The organism is Fusicatenibacter saccharivorans (assembly GCF_015557635.1).
Lineage (GTDB): Bacteria > Bacillota > Clostridia > Lachnospirales > Lachnospiraceae > Fusicatenibacter > Fusicatenibacter saccharivorans.
The window spans coordinates 94,888-113,962 of the sequence record NZ_JADNOP010000005.1; the positions used below are offsets into that span (position 1 = coordinate 94,888).

The following is a 19,075-nucleotide window of genomic DNA, read 5'->3' on the forward strand; positions in this document are numbered from 1 at the left end:
GCACAGCAGAAATCGGCCCGGTGGACTGGTTTCACTTACAGAAGGGAGAAAAATTATGGGATACAGCCAGGACACAATCTGTGTACAGGGAGGATGGCAGCCGAAAAACGGTGAGCCGCGTGTACTTCCGATTTACCAGAGCACAACATTCAAATATGCAACCAGCGAGGAAATGGGAAAACTGTTCGATCTGGAGGAAGAGGGATATTTCTATTCCCGTCTGCAGAACCCGACGAACGACGTCGTAGCACAGAAAATCTGCGATCTGGAGGGCGGCGTGGCAGCCATGCTCACATCTTCCGGCCAGGCGGCAACGATGCTTGCTGTTACCAACATCTGTGAGGCAGGCGACCACGTTGTCTGCGCGGCAAAGGTTTATGGAGGAACCTCCAACCTGCTCGCCGTTACCTTAAAACGATTCGGCATCGAGACTACCCTCGTGGACCAGGATGCGCCGGCAGATGAGCTGGAAAAAGCATTCCAGCCGAACACCAAAGCTGTCTTTGCCGAGACGATTTCCAACCCGGCAGGTGTTGTACTTGACATTGACAAGTTTGTTAAACTTGCACATGAGCACGGCGTTCCGATGATCTGCGACAACACCTTTGCAACCCCGATCAACTGCCGTCCGTTCGAGTTCGGTGTAGATATTGTCACCCATTCCACCACAAAATACATGGACGGCCATGCAATGGCGCTCGGCGGAGCGATTGTCGATTCCGGAAACTTCGACTGGGATGCGCATGCAGACAAATTCCCGGGCCTTACTACACCGGACGAATCGTACCACGGCGTGATTTATACGCAGAAATTCGGTAAAAAAGCGTATATCACAAAAGCAACCGCACAGCTGATGCGTGATATGGGAGCGTGCCAGTCCCCGCAGAATGCATTCCTGACGAATGTCGGTCTGGAGACCCTGCACCTGCGCGTGGAGCGTCACTGCAGAAATGCCGAGAAAGTGGCAGAGTTCCTGAAAAACCACCCGAAGGTAGCATGGGTTGAGTACGCAGGCCTTGCAGACAGCAAATACCATGCGCTGGCAGAAAAATACATGCCGAACGGAACCTGCGGCGTTCTCTGCTTCGGACCGAAGGGCGGAAGAGACGGTGCGATGCGTTTTACGAACGGCCTGAAAATGGTAGCAATTGTAACACACGTTGCCGATGCAAGAAGCTGCGTTCTGCACCCGGCAAGCCATACCCACCGCCAGCTGAACGATCAGCAGCTCATCGAAGCCGGTGTTCTGCCGGATCTGATCCGTCTGTCGGTCGGCATTGAGGATGTGAACGATATCATTGCAGACCTTGATCAGGCGCTTGCGAACGTATAAAGATACAAAAAACAGGATGTGAAAAGGAGCGTATTGGTAAAATGGAAGAAATGGCAAAGAAACGCGTAAAAGATTCTGAGACAGAGCAGTCGTATCTTCTGATGCACCGCCATATCAACGGCTATGGCCGTCTGTTCGGCGGCCAGCTGGTCGCGTGGATCGATGAGCTTGCCGGTCTGGTGGGACGCCGCCACTGCGGCCACGAAATCACCACCGCGTGCATCGACAATCTGAACTTCAAGCATCCTGCTTTTCTGAACGACACCGTCGTACTGGTCGGAAGAGTGACGTATGTCGGACGCACCTCAATGGAGGTGCGCGTCGACACGTACGTGGAAGAGCTTGCGACCGGCATTCGGAAAATGATCAACCGTGCCTACGTGGTGATGGTGGCCATCGACGAGAACGGCCGCGCACTTCCCGTCCCGGGCCTGATTCTGGAATCCCCGGAGCAGGAGGCCGAGTGGGAGGGCGGAAAACGCCGCTATGAACTGCGAAAAGAGCGTCACAGAGAGGGGTTCTAAGTTGACGTTCACCCACACATTTGCAGAATCCACCGGGGCGTTTACCGGAGCTGTCTTCGTGCATTCTGAAAATTTCATTTAAAAAAATCCCGCCGTGTCCCTTGACAGGCGGGATTTTCCATGTTAAGGTAAAGGCAGTTATACGACTGACGGAAGTGGAAATGACCACAGGGAGTATAGCGTGAGAAGAGGCCGACCGTCTGGGCAGAAGAATGCTTGGGGGAGTGGGTCTGTTTTTTTATCCAAAAACAGAAAATCCCATTCCAGCCACCTTGAAAAGGAGAACAGAAGATGAAAAAAGTATCACTGGAACAGGAATTAAAAGGAAATGCATATCCAGGAAGAGGAATTGTGATCGGCAGATCCAAAGACGGCACAAAAGCCGTTGCCGGATACTTTATTATGGGCAGAAGCCAGAACAGCCGCAACCGTGTCTTTGTTGAGGAGGGTGAGGGAATCCGCACACAGGCGTTTGATCCGTCGAAGCTGGAAGATCCGAGCCTGATCATCTACGCACCGGTACGCGTTCTGGGAAATGATACGATCGTAACAAACGGAGACCAGACCGATACCGTATACGAAGGACTGGAGCAGGGAAAAACGTTTGAGGTATCCCTTCGAAGCAGAGAGTTTGAGCCGGATGCACCGAACTACACTCCTCGTATTTCCGGTGTGATGCACGTAGAGAACGGAACGTACGGCTACCAGATGTCGATCTTAAAGAGCAACAACGGCGATCCGTCCCAGTGCAACCGCTACACCTTCTCCTATGATAACTGTGTAGCAGGGGAAGGCCATTTCATCCACACCTACATGCACGACGGCAATCCGCTGCCAAGCTTTGAAGGTGAGCCAAAACTGGTCGAGATTCCGGATGACATCGATGCCTTCACCGAACTGCTCTGGAGCAGCTTAAACGAGGACAACAAGGTGTCCCTCTTCACACGCTATATCGACATTGCAACCGGCAAGTATGAGACAAGAATCGTGAATAAAAATAAATAAGAAATCGAGTGTTTTGCGAAAGGAGAAAATCATGAAAGAATTAGCGTTAAAATACGGATGCAACCCGAACCAGAAACCTTCCAGAATTTACATGGATGATGACAGAGATCTTCCGATCGAAGTATTAAGCGGCCGTCCGGGCTATATCAATTTTCTGGACGCCTTCAATGGCTGGCAGCTGGTACGTGAGCTGAAAGCAGCCACCGGTCTTCCGGCAGCAACTTCCTTCAAGCACGTTTCCCCGGCAGGTGCAGCCGTAGGTCTTCCGCTGGACGAGACCCTGCGTAAAATTTACTGGGTAGACGATATGGGAGAGCTTTCTCCGTTAGCATGCGCTTATGCAAGAGCCAGAGGCGCAGACCGTATGTCTTCTTTCGGCGACTTTATCGCACTTTCTGATGTCTGCGACAAAGACACCGCATCTCTGATCAAACGTGAGGTTTCTGACGGTGTCATCGCTCCGGGATTTACCGATGAAGCACTGGAAATCCTGAAAGCAAAGAAAAAAGGTAACTACTGCGTCATCAAAATCGACGAGAATTACCGTCCGGCTCCGCTCGAGCACAAACAGGTCTTCGGCATTACCTTTGAGCAGGGCCGCCAGGAGCTGCCGATCGACGATGAGCTGCTCTCCAACGTGGTAACCGAGAACAAAGAGATTCCGGAAGCAGCAAAACGCGATCTGAAGATTGCACTGATTACCTTAAAATATACCCAGTCCAACTCCGTATGCTTCGTCAAAGACGGTCAGGCCATCGGTGTCGGCGCAGGCCAGCAGTCCCGTGTGCACTGCACCCGTCTTGCCGGACAGAAAGCCGACAACTGGTTCCTGCGTCAGTGCCCGAAGGTGCTGGATCTGCAGTTCGTAGACGGCATCCGCCGTGCAGACCGTGACAATGCGATCGACGTTTACATCGGCGAGGAGTACATGGATGTTCTCGCAGACGGCGCATGGGAGAAGATCTTCAAAGTAAAACCGGAAGTCTTCACAAGAGAAGAGAAACGTGCATGGCTCGACCAGATGAAGGGCGTAACCTTAGGTTCCGATGCCTTCTTCCCGTTCAGCGACAACATCGAGCGCGCACACAAGAGCGGCGTCGAGTACATCGCAGAGCCGGGCGGATCGGTTCGTGACGACGCTGTCATCGAGTGCTGCAACAAGTACAACATGGCGATGGCATTTACAGGAATCCGTTTGTTCCATCACTAAAAAGAAATGCGTTTTATATTTATATAAGAAGAAAGAATCCGGTCTCTGGGCGGCCGGATTCTTTCTTTTTTTCGCACATGCGGCAAAATATGCATAGTCGGAATCCGGGTTTTTGCGCTATACTGGACACGGAGGATTTGTGAATGAAAGCAAGAGAAAAGATCTGGAAAATGATCAAAACAAAAATTCTGGGGGCGAGGGTCCGGTACCGCCTTTTTCTGTCGAAAACCCCTGTTCTTTTTCGGAAAAGTGTGATAAAATACCCCATGGGCGTATCTTTTGCCCGCTGCAAAAAGGAGGATGAGGAATATGCGGCAGATGGAATTTAAAATGGAGCGACAGGGACTTCTCGAGGAAGGCCAGGAAGTCAACGTGACAGAAAGCGCACTGCCTACCTCCTATTATTATACGATTACCCCGGCAGTGGCCATGAGCAGGAATTATCAGGCGTATGAGAGGCTGCAGTCCCGGAAGGGAATCGTAAAAGAAGTAAAAGAGACACCGAGAGGATTCTATACGGTAGTGGAGTTTGATGAAGATGAGCCGACCTGACGAGAACAAAAATGAGCACCCGGTGGTGCATCCGATTCCGCCGGTTTACCGCGCCGATTCCCGGATTCTGATTCTCGGCAGTTTTCCGTCCGTAAAATCCAGGGAGACCGGATTTTTTTACGGCCATCCGCAGAACCGTTTCTGGAAAGTGACGGCAGCCGTGTACGGGGAAGAGGTGCCGCAGACCGTGGAAGAGAAGAAGGCGTTTCTGCTCCGGAATCATATCGCTGTCTGGGATGTGATCGCGTCCTGCGTCATCACAGGCTCGAGCGATGCGAGCATCCGCGATGTTGTGCCGAATCCGCTGCAGGACATTCTGGAATGCGCCGATATCCGGCAGATTTACTGCAACGGGGCGACCGCGTGGAAGTATTACCGGAAGTACCAGGAGAAGCAGCTGGGACGGGAAGCGGTTCGTCTTCCGTCGACGAGTCCCGCGAACGCCGCATGGTCTGTGGAGCGGCTGCTTGGCGAGTGGAGCCAGTGCGGAGAAGTCTTACGAAACGGAGAGTGACAGGATGAAAAAAGAGTACGAGACCGTCTGGGAGATTTTTAATGAGTGTGCCAATAATCAGATGCGGGACGTCTTTTTCGACGAGATCGAGACGGATGACCCGGAGGCGTATATCCGTCAGAAATTTCCGGACAAAAACTTAAAATATGAAAAAACGGTGGAAGCGGACGGATCTCTGGTCTTTGACATTGAGACCTCCGGCATCCGCCAGCGGTTTACGTTTACAGAAATCTGAATCGCGCAGAAAATACCAGAAAAGCGGAGAAAAAAACGATGAGTGAAGAAAAACACACGCATGTGCATGTGCTGGAAGACGGCACCGTGATCGAGCATTCCCACGATCACGCCCACGGGCACCATCATACAAATACAAAAGCAGTCTTAAACCGCCTCTCCCGCGCGATCGGACACATGGAGTCGATCAAGCGGATGGTAGAGGAAGGCCGGGACTGCACTGAGGTTCTGATCCAGCTGTCTGCCGTGAAGGCGGCCATTAACAATACAGGAAAAATTATCCTGGAGGATCACATTGAACATTGCATCGTCGATGCAGTCGAGCATGGGGACATAAAAGCGATTCAGGAGCTGAATAAGGCGATCGACCGCTTTGTCAAATAAGCAAGAAAAACAAGAAAAGAGGAAAGAAACATGGCAAAAGAATGCAGCAATTCGAGCTGTTCCAAAGAAAGCTGCGAAGGATGTCCAAGCAAAGCAGGACAGGGCAAACCGGATTTTCATATTGATCTGAATGCCGATTCTTCGATCAAACATGTCATTGGCGTTGTCAGCGGCAAGGGCGGTGTTGGTAAATCCATGGTAACCGCATCTCTGGCAAACCAGAAAGCAAAAGAGGGCTACAAGGTTGGTATCCTCGATGCCGATATCACAGGACCGTCCATCCCGAAAATGTATGGCCTGAAAGGACCTGCAAACGTAGATGACAAGGGCGTTTACCCGGCAGTTGCAGCAAACGGCGTAAAGGTAATGTCCATCAACCTCCTGCTTCCGGGCGAGGAAGAGCCGGTCATCTGGAGAGGACCTGTCATCGCAGGAACCGTAAAACAGTTCTGGACCGACGTCATCTGGGGCGACCTGGACTATCTCTTCGTCGATATGCCGCCAGGAACCGGTGATGTTCCACTAACCGTTTTCCAGTCTCTTCCGGTAGACGGCGTAGTGATCGTATCTTCCCCGCAGGATCTGGTGCGCATGATTGTCATGAAAGCCTACAAGATGGCACAGATGATGAGTGTTCCGGTGCTCGGTATCGTAGAGAACTACAGCTACCTCGTATGTCCGGACTGCGGCAAAAAGCTGTCCATTTTCGGCGAAAGCCACATCGACGAGATCGCAGCCGAGATCGGCGTGCCGGTTCTCGGCAAAATGCCGATTCATCCGGAGTTTGCCGAGCTGGTGGACGAAGGAAGATTTGCAGAAGTGGATAACACCGATATTGCAAAGATCAACATCTAATCATTAAATATAGAAGCAAGTAATGGCATGAAAAACTCGTTTTTCCTTGATTTTACAAGGAAAAGCGGGTTTTTTTGACAAGATTTTTACGTTTCTTTTGGCAAAAACTATTTTATTTTAAACGGATTTTGTGTAACCGGTTACACACGACTGCGCAAATGAGACAAAAAGCGACAAATATGAAGGGTTAATGAGAAAAACTTGCATAAAAAACATGCATAATATGGCAAAAACAAGGAAATAAATTCAATATTGACATTTAAAGAGAAAAAGTGCATAATCTACCTCAACGATAGGAAAACAAACAGCTATTGATTAAGAAAGAGGTGAATCGTATGTCACACTGCGTAGTAAGACTCAATGGAACTGAGGAAGTAGAGGAGTTTGTAAAAGCAGCTTCCAAATGTGATTTTGATATTGACATTTTTTACAACCGCGTTATTATTGATGCAAAATCCATTCTTGGCATCCTCAGCATGGATCTGAACCGTGATCTCACCGTACACTGCTATGGTGACAGCCCGGCATTCAATAAAACCCTGCAGAAATTTGCTGTAGCATAAATTTTATTAAGGGAAACGAAAAAAATTCAGCCTGCGCCGCCAGCGAGAGTAGAGACAGAATTTGCGCAGGGGACTTTCTGAAGAAAAACTAATCACACGAGACACATAACTTCAGAGAGAAAAAAAGGAGACTGTTGCGGCAGTCTCCTTTTTTCTGTATAATGATAACTATTCAGAGCCATGCGAAATTCCAGAAAAGGACACGAATCATGCTTGCATGAATGAGCGTTCTTTTCTGGAATTTCATATGGCGAGAAGCCACATCGAGATGCAGCGCAGCGGAATCGAGATGGGGCTCTGAATAGTCTGGTTAGAAAAGGAGCGGGCTAGTGGAAGAGAAGAAGAAAGAGATCCGGATTTCCGTGCGGAATCTGGTGGAGTTTATTCTGCGCAGCGGGGATCTGGACAACTCGTCGGGAGGTTTTGGCGAGCGCGATGCCATGCAGGCGGGAACGCGGGTGCATCAGCAGATTCAGAAAAAACGGGGCGCCGATTACCGTGCGGAGGTTCCGCTGGTTCACGAAAAAGAATATGAGCATTTCATCCTGCGCGTCGAGGGAAGAGCGGACGGCATGTACAAGGACGGAACCACGACCGTGATCGAGGAGATCAAGGGAACGTACCGTGACCTCGAAGCGATGGAAGAGCCGGTTCCGGTGCATCTGGCACAGGCGAAGTGCTACGCTTACATCTACGGCCTTCAGAACCGCAAAGAGGAGATGGGCGTGCTGATGACGTACACCCTGCTCTCCTCCGAGGAGGAAGGCCTTCTGCGCCCGCTCACCAAAGAAGAGGTAAAGCCGGAGCACTCCAACTGGCGCATCCGCCATTTTCTGCAGACGTACAAGCTCCCGGAACTGGAGCAGTGGTTCGATGAGCTACTCGACGCCTGGTTTATCTGGGCGGAATTCCAGTACCAGTGGCAGAAAGCGCGAGATGCCTCAATGCAGCACCTCGAATTCCCCTTCCCGTACCGGAAAGGCCAGCGGGAACTGGTGAGCGGCGTCTACCGTACCATTCTGCGGAAAAAAGAACTCTTCGTCCAGGCGCCGACCGGCATCGGAAAAACAATGTCCACGGTCTTTCCGGCCATCCGCGCGATCGGAGAGGGCTGCGGCGACCGTCTTTTTTATCTGACTGCGAAAACCATCACCCGTACCGTGGCAGAGGAGGCGGTCTCCATTCTAAAAGAGAAGGGACTGCAGTTCAAAGCAATCACGCTGACCGCAAAAGAAAAAATGTGCATCCTCGATGAGCCCGAGTGCGATCCGATCCACTGCCCGCGCGCGAAAGGTCATTTTGACCGGATCAACGCGGCGGTGTACGAGATGCTGACGGAATGCGATTCCTACACAAGAGAGGAAGTCCTGCGCCAGGCGGAAAAATGGAACGTCTGCCCGCACGAGCTCCAGTTTGATGTGGCTTCGTGGGTGGACGGCGTGATCTGCGATTACAACTATGCGTTTGATCCGACCTCGAAATTAAAACGCTTTTTCGCAGAAGGAACGAAGGGTGACTACATCTTTCTGATCGATGAGGCGCACAACCTGGTCGAGCGGGGCCGCGATATGTTCAGTGCCACGCTCGTCAAAGAGGAGATTTTAAAGGTCCGCCAGCTCCTCCGCCCGTATGCACCGGGCAAAAAGCTCGAGAGGGCGCTGAACCGCTGCAATCACCAGATGCTCGTCTACAAAAGAGAGTGCGATTCCTGCACGGAGCTGGAAAGCGTATCGACGTTTCTTATGATGGTCAATCAGCTGCTGGAAGAACTGGCGGGCTGGCTGGAAGCGCATAAGACAAGCGAAATCCGGAAGCAGGTTCTGGAATTTTACTTTAACTTGCGAAATTTTTCCGAGATTTACAATTTAGTGGATGAAAATTATCTGATCTACACGAGTTATCTCGATAACGGCGATTTTGCACTGCGCCTGTTCTGCGTCAACCCGGCGGAGAATCTGCAGCAGTGTATCAACCAGGGGCGGTCGGCCGTCTTCTTTTCCGCGACGCTGCTGCCGGTGCAGTATTATAAGAAGATGTTCAGCACGAATACGGACGATTACGCGATTTACGTGGAGTCCCCGTTTGATCCCACGAAGCGGTGTCTGGCGATCGGAAGCGAGGTCAGCACGAAGTATCAGCGGAGAAACCGCGCAGAGTTTGAGAAGATCGCCGCCTATCTGAACGAGATGATCCAGAGCCGGAAGGGCAACTATATGGCGTTCTTCCCGTCATACCGCCTGATGCAGGATGTCTATGCGGTCTATGAGGAACTGTATGCAGATGAAAACGTGACCTGCCTGATCCAGGAGTCGGCGATGCGGGAGCAGGAGAGAGAAGAGTTTCTGGAAGCGTTTGCGAAAGACAACGAGAAAACGCTGGTGGGATTCTGTATCATGGGAGGCATTTTCTCGGAGGGAATTGATCTGGACGGGGAAAAGCTGATCGGCGCGGCCGTTGTGGGAGCCGGAATCCCGCAGGTGGGGCCGGAGAGAGAACTTTTAAAGCAATATTTTGACCGCAGCGGAGAGAACGGTTTCGACTACGCGTACCGCTATCCCGGCATGAATAAAGTATTGCAGGCGGCAGGGCGCGTGATCCGTACGACGGAGGACACGGGTGTGATTCTGTTGCTCGACGAGCGGTTCCGAAACCGGGAGTACCGCGAGCTGTTCCCAAGAGAGTGGGAGGACTGCCGGATTGTGCAGCGCAGCAGCCTCCCGGAGGTAATCCATTCGTTTTGGGAGAGGGTGGATTGTGAGAGCGGATCAAAAGCCGGGCAGCAGGAAATGAAATCTCGGTACAGCGCTGAACGTTACGTGTGATCCGCGCGGTTCCGGTATTCACTCGGCGAGCAGCCCATCTGCTGCCGGAAAATTTTAGAAAAATAGGCAGGACTGGAAAATCCGGTCTGTTCCGCTACGGAAGTGATACTGGCCTGGCGCTCGAGAAGGAGCGGCAGGCTTTTTTCAATACGGTAATCGAGAAGATAGTCAAACAGGGATTCGTTCATGCATTTTTTGAAAAAACGGCAGCATTCACTGCGGCAGATGTGGATCTGTGCGGCGAGATCCTCGAGCGTCAGATGCTCCATATAATGGCGGTGGATGTAGTCGAGCAGAATGCGGAGCCGCTCAACATCACGCGCTGCCGCCGTGTTCTGGGATTCACCGGAAAACGATGCGTGGCGGTAAATCTCAATCCAGATCGACAGCAGAAGCTCCTGGATTTCCATCTCAAACGCGGACGGCTGCGAAAGCGAGAGGTCGTAGATGCGGTGCATACAGGCAAGTACCTGGTTCTGCCAGTCGATCTCCGGCGAAAAGACGATGGAGGCGAGCTGCATATCCGTCAGCACCGGTTCGACGTAGCGCGTCTGGATCACACTGTTTGAAAAACCATAGAGAAAGCGCGGGGCGAACGTGGTTGAAATATAGACGCAGTCCATCCCGTTGATCATGTGGCCGCTGTGAAGCGCATTCGTGTTGCAGAAAATGCCGTCCCCTTCTTTTAAGACATACGATTTGCCGTTGACCTGATATCCGATCTGCCCCGAGAGGACAAACGTCAGCTCAATTTCCGGGTGCCAGTGCCAGGAAAAGGAGCCGCGCTCGTAGCGGGAGAGCTGTTCGTAACTGATGTTGACAGGAAATTCATAGCTGCCGTGGGCCTTCAGCTCACGGTTTTCTTTATCCATGCGGATCTGCATGAAACGTACCTCCAATCCATAAAATCCGTTAAAAATCATACGATAAGTAAAGTATGCGGCAAAAAGGGAAAAAAAACAAGAAAAAATCGAAGATCACCTCAATATAATTATCGTTTGCCCCAATATTGTTGTTGCAGAGGGGCGTACGGCTCACTATAATGATACTTAAGAAGATAAGAAAAAACACACAAACACACAATACACACACAACACACAAAACGAAACCACGAAAACAACACACCAAAAAGAAAAGGAGACAACAAAATGAAACAGCAGGTACTGGATTGTTTTGCAAAACTGTTCGGGGGAGAGGGCGACATCCGCACCTACTTCGCACCTGGACGTGTGAACCTGATCGGTGAGCACACCGATTACAACGGAGGCCACGTATTTCCATGCGCACTGACCATCGGAACCTACATGGCAGCAAGAAAACGTGACGACAGAAAGCTTCGTTTTTACTCTATGAACTTTGAAAAACTCGGCGTGGTGGAATCTTCGCTCGATGAGTTTCAGATGGGCAAAGAAGGCAACTGGACCGCATATCCGAAGGGAATGATGTGGGCATTTTGCCAGAAGGGCTTCCCGGTAGAGCAGGGCTTCGATATCGTGCTCTACGGAAACATTCCGAACGGCTCCGGCCTTTCCTCTTCCGCATCCGTTGAGACCGTAACCGGCGTAATGCTGCGTGACATGTTCGGCTACGACACCATCTCCATGATCGACATTGCTCTGTACGGCCAGTTCTCCGAGAACAATTACAACGGCGTCAACTGCGGTATCATGGATCAGTTCGCCATCGCCATGGGCAAAAAGGACTGTGCGATCTTCCTTGACACCAGCGATCTGAAATATGAGTACGCACCGGTTAAACTGGAAGGCGCAAGAATTGTCATCTCCTGCAGCAACAAGAAACGCGGCCTTGGCGACTCCAAATACAACGAGCGCCGCAGCGAGTGCGAGACTGCTCTGGCTGAGATTCAGAAAGTCAAAGACATCAAGAGCCTTGGCGAGCTGACCGAGGAAGAGTTTGAGGCAGTGAAAGATGCCATCAAAGATCCGGTCCGCCAGAAACGTGCAAAACATGCTGTTTACGAGAACCAGAGAACCGTTCAGGCCGTTGCAGCTTTAAAGGCAAACGACATCGCAAAATTCGGCGAGCTGATGAACGCATCCCACGTTTCCCTGCGTGATGACTATGAGGTAACCGGCATCGAGCTGGATACTCTTGTGGAAGAAGCATGGAACTGCCCGGGTGTCATCGGATCCCGTATGACAGGCGCAGGCTTCGGCGGATGCACCGTCAGCATCGTAAAAACAGAAGATATTGACAACTTCATCGCAAAAGTAGGCGCAGCTTACAAAGAAAAAATCGGCTATGCCGCAGACTTCTACGTCGTAGACATCGGAGACGGCGCAGGCGTATTAAAATAAGAAATAAAAAAGCTGGATCGGCAGCAGGGAGGAAGCTACAGTGATTAACGAGAGTATTGCAAAACTGGTAAAATATGGAGAAAATGCCGGTCTTGTTTCGGGACTGGATAAAATCTATGCGACAAACCGGATTCTGGAAGTCATGCAGATTTCCGATTACGAAGAGCCGGAGCAGATTCCGGAGACCCCGGATCTGGAAGAGACTTTAAATGAACTGCTTGATGATGCAGCTAAGCGCGGTCTTCTCGAACACAACAGCGTCGTTTACCGCGATCTGTTCGATACGAAACTGATGGACTGCCTGATGCCGCGCCCGGGAGAGGTGGTAAAGAAGTTTGAGGAACTCTATGCGAAGAGCCCGCAGGAGGCAACCGATTACTTCTACAAACTGAGCCAGGATTCCAACTACATCCGCAGATATCGCATCGCAAAGGATATCCGCTGGAGCGTACCGAGTGCCTACGGCGATATCGATATCTCGATCAACCTCTCCAAACCGGAGAAGGACCCGAAGGCGATCGCGGCTGCAAAACTGGCAAAACAGAGCGGTTATCCGAAATGCCTGCTCTGCAAGGAGAATGTGGGCTATGCGGGACGCGTCAACCACCCGGCGCGCCAGAACCACCGCATCATTCCGCTGACGATCAATCAGACGGAGTGGGGATTCCAGTACTCGCCATATGTGTATTACAATGAGCACTGCATCGTGTTCAATTTCCAGCATAACCCGATGAAGATCGAGCGCGCGACCTTTGTGAAGCTGTTTGACTTTATCAAGCTGTTTCCTCACTACTTCATCGGTTCCAATGCGGATCTGCCGATTGTGGGAGGCTCCATTTTAAGCCACGATCATTATCAGGGCGGCCACTATACTTTCGCAATGGCGAAAGCGCCGATCGAGCGCCATTTTACCATCAAAGGATACGAGGATGTGGAAACCGGCATCGTCAAATGGCCGCTGTCCGTCATCCGGATCCGCCACAAAGATGAGAAACGGCTGATCGATCTGGCAGAGCATATCCTGAACTGCTGGAGAGGTTACACGGATGAGGATGCGTTTGTATTCGCCGAGACTGACGGAGAGCCGCACAACACGATCACGCCGATCGCAAGAAAAGTGGGCGATACGTTCGAACTCGATCTGGCACTGCGCAACAACATCACGACGGACGAATGCCCGCTCGGTGTTTACCATCCGCATGCACAGTATCATCACATCAAAAAAGAGAACATCGGCCTTATTGAGGTTATGGGACTTGCGATTCTGCCGGCGCGCTTAAAAGATGAGCTGGAAGAGCTTTCCAAATGCCTCGTAGAGGGAAAAGATGTCCGCGCTGTCGCAGAGCTGGAGAAACATGCCGACTGGGTAGACGAATTCCTGCCGCGCCATCCGGAGCTGAACAGCGAAAATGTGATGGATATCCTGAAAGAGGAAGTCGGAAAAGTCTTTGTCGGCGTACTCGAGGATGCCGGCGTTTACAAGTGCACCGAGGAAGGCAGAAGTGCATTTGCAAAATTCATGGAAACGTTGTAGAATAAACTAAATGCTTCAATTAACCCGCTGCGGCAAAAAAGCAGCAGCGAAGGAAAACATGGAGGATACAAAAATGAAAATCTTAGTTACTGGCGGTGCAGGCTATATTGGAAGCCACACCTGTGTGGAACTGCTGAACGCAGGCTATGACGTTGTTGTCATGGACAACCTTTACAATGCAAGCGAGAAAGCCATCGAGCGTGTAGAACAGATTACCGGAAAGAAAGTAACCTTCTACAAAACCGATATGCTGGACCGCGAAGGCGTAAAGAAAATTTTCGACAACGAGAAAATTGACGCTGTCATCCATTTCGCAGGCTTAAAAGCAGTCGGCGAGTCCGTACATAAACCGATTGAATATTATCACAACAACATGACCGGAACCCTGATTCTCTGCGATGAGATGAGAAACCACGGCGTAAAGAACATCATCTTCAGTTCTTCTGCAACCGTATACGGCAATCCGGCACAGATTCCGATCACCGAGGAGTGCCCGAAGGGAACCCCGACCAACCCATACGGCTGGACAAAAAGCATGCTCGAGCAGGTTCTGACCGACATCCACACCGCAGATCCGGAATGGAATGTTATCCTGCTTCGTTACTTCAACCCGATCGGAGCGCATAAGAGCGGCCTTATCGGAGAGGATCCGAAGGGCATCCCGAACAACCTGCTTCCGTATGTCGCACAGGTTGCCATCGGAAAACTCGAGTGCATCGGCGTTTTCGGTGATGATTACGATACTCCGGATGGAACTGGTGTCCGCGATTACATCCATGTTGTTGACCTGGCACGCGGCCATGTAAAAGCCATCCAGAAACTGGCTGACAACGAGGGCGTTTCCATTTACAACCTCGGAACCGGCAAAGGCTACAGCGTACTCGATGTGATCCACGCATTCGAGAAAGCATGCGGCCATCCGCTGAAATACGAAATCAAACCGCGCCGTGACGGTGATATCGCAACCTGCTACTCCAAATGCGACAAAGCAAAAGAGGAGCTTGGCTGGGAGGCTGAGTACGGCATCGAGGAGATGTGTGCCGATTCCTGGAACTGGCAGCAGAAGAATCCGAACGGATATAACGACTAATGTAATGTGAGTGTTATCTGGCGGTCCGCCGATACTTGAAAGAGTGTCGGCGGGCCGTTTTTGTATAGATAAATTCAGTCTTTTTTCACAAAGTCCGGCTTGCTAATTAAGAGGGAATCCGATATAATGTAAGAGTTAAAGTGTCCGTAAAAAAAGAGGGGCGGTTTGACATACAAGGAGGAAAAGCATGGACGATAGAAAAAATCAGAACCGGGAACCAGAAAACGGCTCCGGGGGAGGACCGAAAAACAGACAGACGATACTCATTATCCTGATCTGCCTCCTCGTCAGCCTGATGGTGATGGGACTTCTGAACAATGCCCTTGGGGGAATTACTTCCGAGGATCTTGACTATAGCAAATTCCTGGACATGGTAAACAACGATGAAGTGCAGGAAGTTGTCTTGAAATCGGGAACACTGACCGTAACGCCGAAAGACCAGAAATCGGAGGGAATCACCTATCAGGTAACGATGATGGGAGATGAGCAGGAGCTGGTCGATCTGTTACAGGAGAAAGGCATTACGTACCACAAAGATCCGCCGGATTCTACCGGAACGATCATTTACACATTGCTGACCGTCATTCTGCCGGTTGTGATGCTTGTCGCTGTCATGGTATGGGTGATGCGCAGCATGAACAAAGGCGGCGGAGTCATGGGCGTAGGAAAGAGCAGAGCAAAGGCCTACGTACAGAAAGAAACCGGCGTGACATTCCGCGATGTTGCGGGACAGGACGAGGCAAAAGAATCGCTCCAGGAGGTTGTGGATTTCCTGCATAACCCTGGAAAATACACGACAATCGGTGCAAAACTTCCGAAAGGAGCGCTTCTTGTAGGCCCTCCTGGAACCGGAAAAACACTGCTTGCCAAAGCCGTAGCCGGTGAGGCGCACGTACCGTTTTTCTCGATGTCCGCTTCGGAATTTGTCGAGATGTTCGTCGGTGTCGGTGCATCGCGTGTGCGTGACCTGTTTGAGGAAGCAAAGAAAAACGCACCGTGCATCATCTTTATCGATGAGATCGATGCGATCGGAAAGAGCCGTGACAACAGCTACAACAGCAACGACGAGCGGGAGCAGACGTTAAACCAGCTCCTCGCCGAGATGGACGGATTCGACAGCTCCAAGGGTATTCTGATCCTTGCGGCCACAAACCGCCCGGAGGTTCTTGATCCGGCGCTGCTGCGTCCAGGCCGTTTTGACCGCCGGATTATCGTAGAAAGACCGGACCTGAAAGGCCGTGTGGAAATCCTGAAAGTACACGCCAAGAACGTATCGCTCGATGAGACGGTTGATCTCGACGGCATCGCACTTGCGACATCGGGAGCCGTTGGTTCTGATCTTGCAAATATGATCAACGAGGCAGCGATTCTTGCGGTCAAGAACGGAAGAAAAGCTGTTTCCCAGAAGGATCTTCTCGAGGCAGTCGAGGTTGTCCTCGTCGGAAAAGAGAAGAAGGACCGCATCTTAAGCCAGGAAGAGCGAAAGATCGTTTCCTACCACGAGGTAGGCCACGCACTTGTTACTGCATTGCGGAAGGATTCCGAGCCGGTACAGAAAATCACGATTGTGCCGCGTACGATGGGTGCGCTCGGCTACGTCATGCAGGTGCCGGAGGAGGAGAAATACCTTAACACGAAGAGCGAACTCGAGGCGATGATCGTCGAGTGCCTCGGTGGAAGAGCGGCAGAGGAGATCGTATTCGGCAACGTGACAACGGGAGCTTCGAATGATATCGAGAAAGCGACGAAGATTGTCCGCGCGATGATCACGCAGTACGGTATGTCGGAGAAATTCGGTCTGATCGGTCTTGCGACCCAGCAGAATCAGTACCTCGACGGAAGAATGGTCTTAAACTGCGGCGATGCCACAGCAACCGAAATCGACCACGAGGTCATGAAGATCTTGAAAGAGTCGTATGAGCAGGCAAAAGAACTTCTGGCAGCTAACCGCGATGCGATGGATGAAATCGCAGCTTACCTGATCCAGAAAGAGACGATCACCGGAAAAGAATTTATGGAGATTTTTCATCAGGTGATTGCAAAACGGAATGGAAACGTGGAAGAAGCGGTTGAAAATCCAGAAAATACAGAAACAGAAAATACAGCACTTCCGGAGGCGGATTTTACCGTAAATCCAGAAGTATAAAAAGAAAGCGAAAAGGCCCGGCGGGAGCAGAGAAAACGATCTCTGCACGCTGGGCATTTTCAACATTACAGTCCCAAAAAGAGGAGGGTCATATGGCGTTTGATATCCAGGAAGAACTGAAAAAACTGCCGGGGAAACCCGGCGTCTATCTGATGCACGACGCGGACGATACAATTATCTACGTAGGAAAGGCGATTTCGCTGAAAAACCGTGTCCGCCAGTATTTCCAGACGAGCCGCAACAAAGGGCCGAAGATTGAGCGGATGGTCACGCATATCGCCCGCTTTGAGTATATTGTGACGGATTCCGAACTGGAGGCGCTCGTGCTGGAGTGCAACCTTATCAAAGAGCACCGTCCGAAATACAATACGATGCTGAAAGATGACAAGGCGTACCCGTACATTAAGGTGACCGTGAACGAGGATTTTCCACGCATTCTGTTTTCCCATCAGATGAAGAAGGACAAGGCGAAATATTTCGGCCCGTACACGAGCGCCGGAGCTGTGAAAGATACGATCGAACTGTTGCGGAAGCTGTACGATATCCGTTCCTGCAATAAGAGCCTGCCAAAGGAGATCGGCAAGGACCGCCCGTGTCTTTACTATCACATCCACCAGTGTAAGGCGCCGTGCCAGGGATACATTTCCAAAGAAGAGTACGGCGAGCAGATCAAAAAGGCGATCAGTTTTTTGAATGGAAATTACAATGACATTATCAAAGAGCTGACTGGAAAAATGACGGAGGCGGCTGAGGAGATGCGGTTCGAGCAGGCGGCGGAGTACCGTGATCTGATCGACAGCGTGCGCAGGATCGGCGAGCGGCAGAAGATTACGAACAGTGACGGCGAGGACAAGGATGTCATTGCGCTTGCGATGGACAAAGAGGATGCAGTGGCGCAGGTCTTCTTTATCCGGAACGGAAAGCTGATCGGGCGGGAGCATTATTATCTGCGGATCGGCGAGGAGGAGCAGAAAAGCGAGGTGCTGCTCACGTTTATGAAACAGTTCTATTCCGGCACGCCGTTCATTCCGCGGGAAATCATGATTTCCGAGGAGATTGCCGAGCAGGAGCTGATGGAAGAGTATTTAAGCAGCAAACGGGGCCAGAAGGTCCGCATCCGCGTGCCGAAAAAGGGCAGCAAGGAAAAAATGGTGGAACTGGCAGAGCGGAACGCACAGATTGTTCTCGACCAGGACCGCGAGCGGATCAAGCGGGAAGAGGGTCGGACGGTCGGTGCCGTAAAAGAGATCGCCAGATGGCTGAACCTGCCGTCGATCGACCGTATCGAGGCGTACGATATCTCCAATATCAGCGGTTTCCAGTCGGTCGGCTCGATGATCGTCTACGAGAAAGGAAAGCCAAAGCGCGCCGATTACCGAAAATTCAAGATCAAATCCGTCGAGGGACCGAACGATTACGCCAGTATGAAAGAGGTCTTAAGCCGCCGTTTTCTGCGCGGCATCCAGGAGGACAGCGGTTTCGAGCGGCTGCCGGACCTGATCATGATGGACGGCGGACGCGGCCAGGTCAACATTGCGCTTGAGGTGCTTGAAGAAATGGATCTTGCGATTCCGGTCTGCGGTATGGTAAAGGACGACAAGCACCGCACGAGGGGTCTGTATTTCCGAAACGTGGAAATCCCGATCGACCGGAACAGCGAGGGCTTCAAACTGATCACACGCGTGCAGGACGAGGCGCACCGCTTTGCAATCGAATACCACCGCCTGCTGCGAAGCAAGGGCCAGGTCCACTCGATTCTCGACGACATCCCGGGCATCGGGCCGACAAGACGGAAAGAGCTGATGCGTCATTTTCAGGGAATTGATGATATCAAGGCGGCAACCGTGGAAGAACTTTCCGGACTTCCGGGCATGAATAAAAAGGCGGCGGAGCAGGTTTACACATTCTTTCACGCACCTGCACAGGAGGAAAATGAGGATTCGTCAAAATAGTTAAATTTCTAGGTTGCCCGTGATGCTTTATTGTGCTAA

General features: G+C 51.3%; 18 protein-coding genes and 1 riboswitch. Of the genes, 17 read left to right on the forward strand and 1 reads right to left on the reverse strand.

Annotation, left to right across the window (positions count from 1 at the left end; all coding sequences use genetic code 11):
- The first annotated feature begins 55 nt into the window (after positions 1–55).
- The 12 genes from I2G42_RS05850 to I2G42_RS05905 all read left to right on the forward strand — a co-directional run bounded on the left by I2G42_RS05850 (position 56) and on the right by I2G42_RS05905 (position 9,996).
- A complete protein-coding gene (locus I2G42_RS05850; protein ID WP_055227011.1) occupies positions 56–1,333 on the forward strand; it encodes an O-acetylhomoserine aminocarboxypropyltransferase/cysteine synthase family protein in 1,278 nt (425 codons plus the stop codon).
- A 41-nt stretch (positions 1,334–1,374) separates the two neighbouring features.
- The gene (locus tag I2G42_RS05855; RefSeq protein WP_022463109.1) at positions 1,375–1,857 is read left to right on the forward strand and encodes an acyl-CoA thioesterase; all 483 of its coding nucleotides are present in this window, start codon (positions 1,375–1,377) and stop codon (positions 1,855–1,857) included.
- Between the two features lie 132 nt (positions 1,858–1,989).
- A riboswitch (ZMP/ZTP riboswitch) is annotated at positions 1,990–2,070 on the forward strand.
- 78 nt (positions 2,071–2,148) lie between these two features.
- On the forward strand, positions 2,149–2,862 hold the full coding sequence (locus tag I2G42_RS05860; RefSeq protein WP_022463110.1) for an IMP cyclohydrolase: 714 nt from the start codon (positions 2,149–2,151) through the stop codon (positions 2,860–2,862).
- Between the two features lie 31 nt (positions 2,863–2,893).
- On the forward strand, positions 2,894–4,072 hold the full coding sequence (locus I2G42_RS05865) for a phosphoribosylaminoimidazolecarboxamide formyltransferase (protein WP_022463111.1): 1,179 nt from the start codon (positions 2,894–2,896) through the stop codon (positions 4,070–4,072).
- A 143-nt stretch (positions 4,073–4,215) separates the two neighbouring features.
- Positions 4,216–4,401, forward strand: coding sequence for a hypothetical protein (locus I2G42_RS05870; RefSeq protein ID WP_118720139.1), 186 nt, complete (start codon positions 4,216–4,218; stop codon positions 4,399–4,401).
- Positions 4,382–4,624, forward strand: a complete 243-nt coding sequence (locus tag I2G42_RS05875) for a hypothetical protein (protein ID WP_022463113.1) — start codon at positions 4,382–4,384, stop codon at positions 4,622–4,624. The genes I2G42_RS05870 and I2G42_RS05875 overlap by 20 nt, the downstream gene beginning before the upstream one ends.
- Positions 4,611–5,138 (forward strand): DNA-deoxyinosine glycosylase, encoded by a 528-nt coding sequence (locus I2G42_RS05880; RefSeq protein ID WP_195530838.1) that lies wholly within the window; start codon positions 4,611–4,613, stop codon positions 5,136–5,138. The genes I2G42_RS05875 and I2G42_RS05880 overlap by 14 nt, the downstream gene beginning before the upstream one ends.
- 4 nt (positions 5,139–5,142) lie before the next feature.
- Positions 5,143–5,373, forward strand: a complete 231-nt coding sequence (locus I2G42_RS05885) for a hypothetical protein (protein ID WP_022463115.1) — start codon at positions 5,143–5,145, stop codon at positions 5,371–5,373.
- A 38-nt stretch (positions 5,374–5,411) separates the two neighbouring features.
- Complete coding sequence (locus I2G42_RS05890) at positions 5,412–5,756, forward strand: metal-sensing transcriptional repressor (RefSeq protein WP_022463116.1); 345 nt, start codon at positions 5,412–5,414, stop codon at positions 5,754–5,756.
- Between the two features lie 30 nt (positions 5,757–5,786).
- Positions 5,787–6,611 carry an Mrp/NBP35 family ATP-binding protein gene (locus I2G42_RS05895; protein WP_055219741.1) on the forward strand — a complete coding sequence of 275 codons (825 nt, stop codon included), beginning with the start codon at positions 5,787–5,789 and terminating at the stop codon, positions 6,609–6,611.
- Between the two features lie 335 nt (positions 6,612–6,946).
- Positions 6,947–7,174, forward strand: a complete 228-nt coding sequence (locus I2G42_RS05900; protein ID WP_022463118.1) for an HPr family phosphocarrier protein — start codon at positions 6,947–6,949, stop codon at positions 7,172–7,174.
- A 329-nt stretch (positions 7,175–7,503) separates the two neighbouring features.
- A complete protein-coding gene (locus I2G42_RS05905; RefSeq protein ID WP_195530839.1) occupies positions 7,504–9,996 on the forward strand; it encodes an ATP-dependent DNA helicase in 2,493 nt (830 codons plus the stop codon).
- Here the strand turns inward: I2G42_RS05905 and I2G42_RS05910 are convergent.
- Positions 9,987–10,880 (reverse strand): AraC family transcriptional regulator, encoded by an 894-nt coding sequence (locus I2G42_RS05910; protein ID WP_195530840.1) that lies wholly within the window; start codon positions 10,878–10,880, stop codon positions 9,987–9,989. The genes I2G42_RS05905 and I2G42_RS05910 overlap by 10 nt on opposite strands.
- Positions 10,881–11,144: 264 nt before the next feature.
- On the opposite strand from I2G42_RS05910, the gene I2G42_RS05915 reads away from it, so the two are divergent.
- The 5 genes from I2G42_RS05915 to uvrC all read left to right on the forward strand — a co-directional run bounded on the left by I2G42_RS05915 (position 11,145) and on the right by uvrC (position 19,036).
- On the forward strand, positions 11,145–12,314 hold the full coding sequence (locus tag I2G42_RS05915) for a galactokinase (protein WP_173812565.1): 1,170 nt from the start codon (positions 11,145–11,147) through the stop codon (positions 12,312–12,314).
- 40 nt (positions 12,315–12,354) lie between these two features.
- Positions 12,355–13,848 carry a UDP-glucose--hexose-1-phosphate uridylyltransferase gene (galT, locus tag I2G42_RS05920; RefSeq protein ID WP_055219747.1) on the forward strand — a complete coding sequence of 498 codons (1,494 nt, stop codon included), beginning with the start codon at positions 12,355–12,357 and terminating at the stop codon, positions 13,846–13,848.
- Positions 13,849–13,921: 73 nt separating this feature from the next.
- Positions 13,922–14,938, forward strand: a complete 1,017-nt coding sequence (galE, locus tag I2G42_RS05925; protein WP_022463123.1) for a UDP-glucose 4-epimerase GalE — start codon at positions 13,922–13,924, stop codon at positions 14,936–14,938.
- Positions 14,939–15,125: 187 nt separating this feature from the next.
- Positions 15,126–17,084, forward strand: coding sequence for an ATP-dependent zinc metalloprotease FtsH (gene ftsH / locus I2G42_RS05930; RefSeq protein WP_195530841.1), 1,959 nt, complete (start codon positions 15,126–15,128; stop codon positions 17,082–17,084).
- A 92-nt stretch (positions 17,085–17,176) separates the two neighbouring features.
- Entirely contained in the window at positions 17,177–19,036 is a 1,860-nt protein-coding gene (gene uvrC, locus I2G42_RS05935; protein ID WP_055219750.1) for an excinuclease ABC subunit UvrC, read from the forward strand.
- Positions 19,037–19,075: the final 39 nt, after the last annotated feature.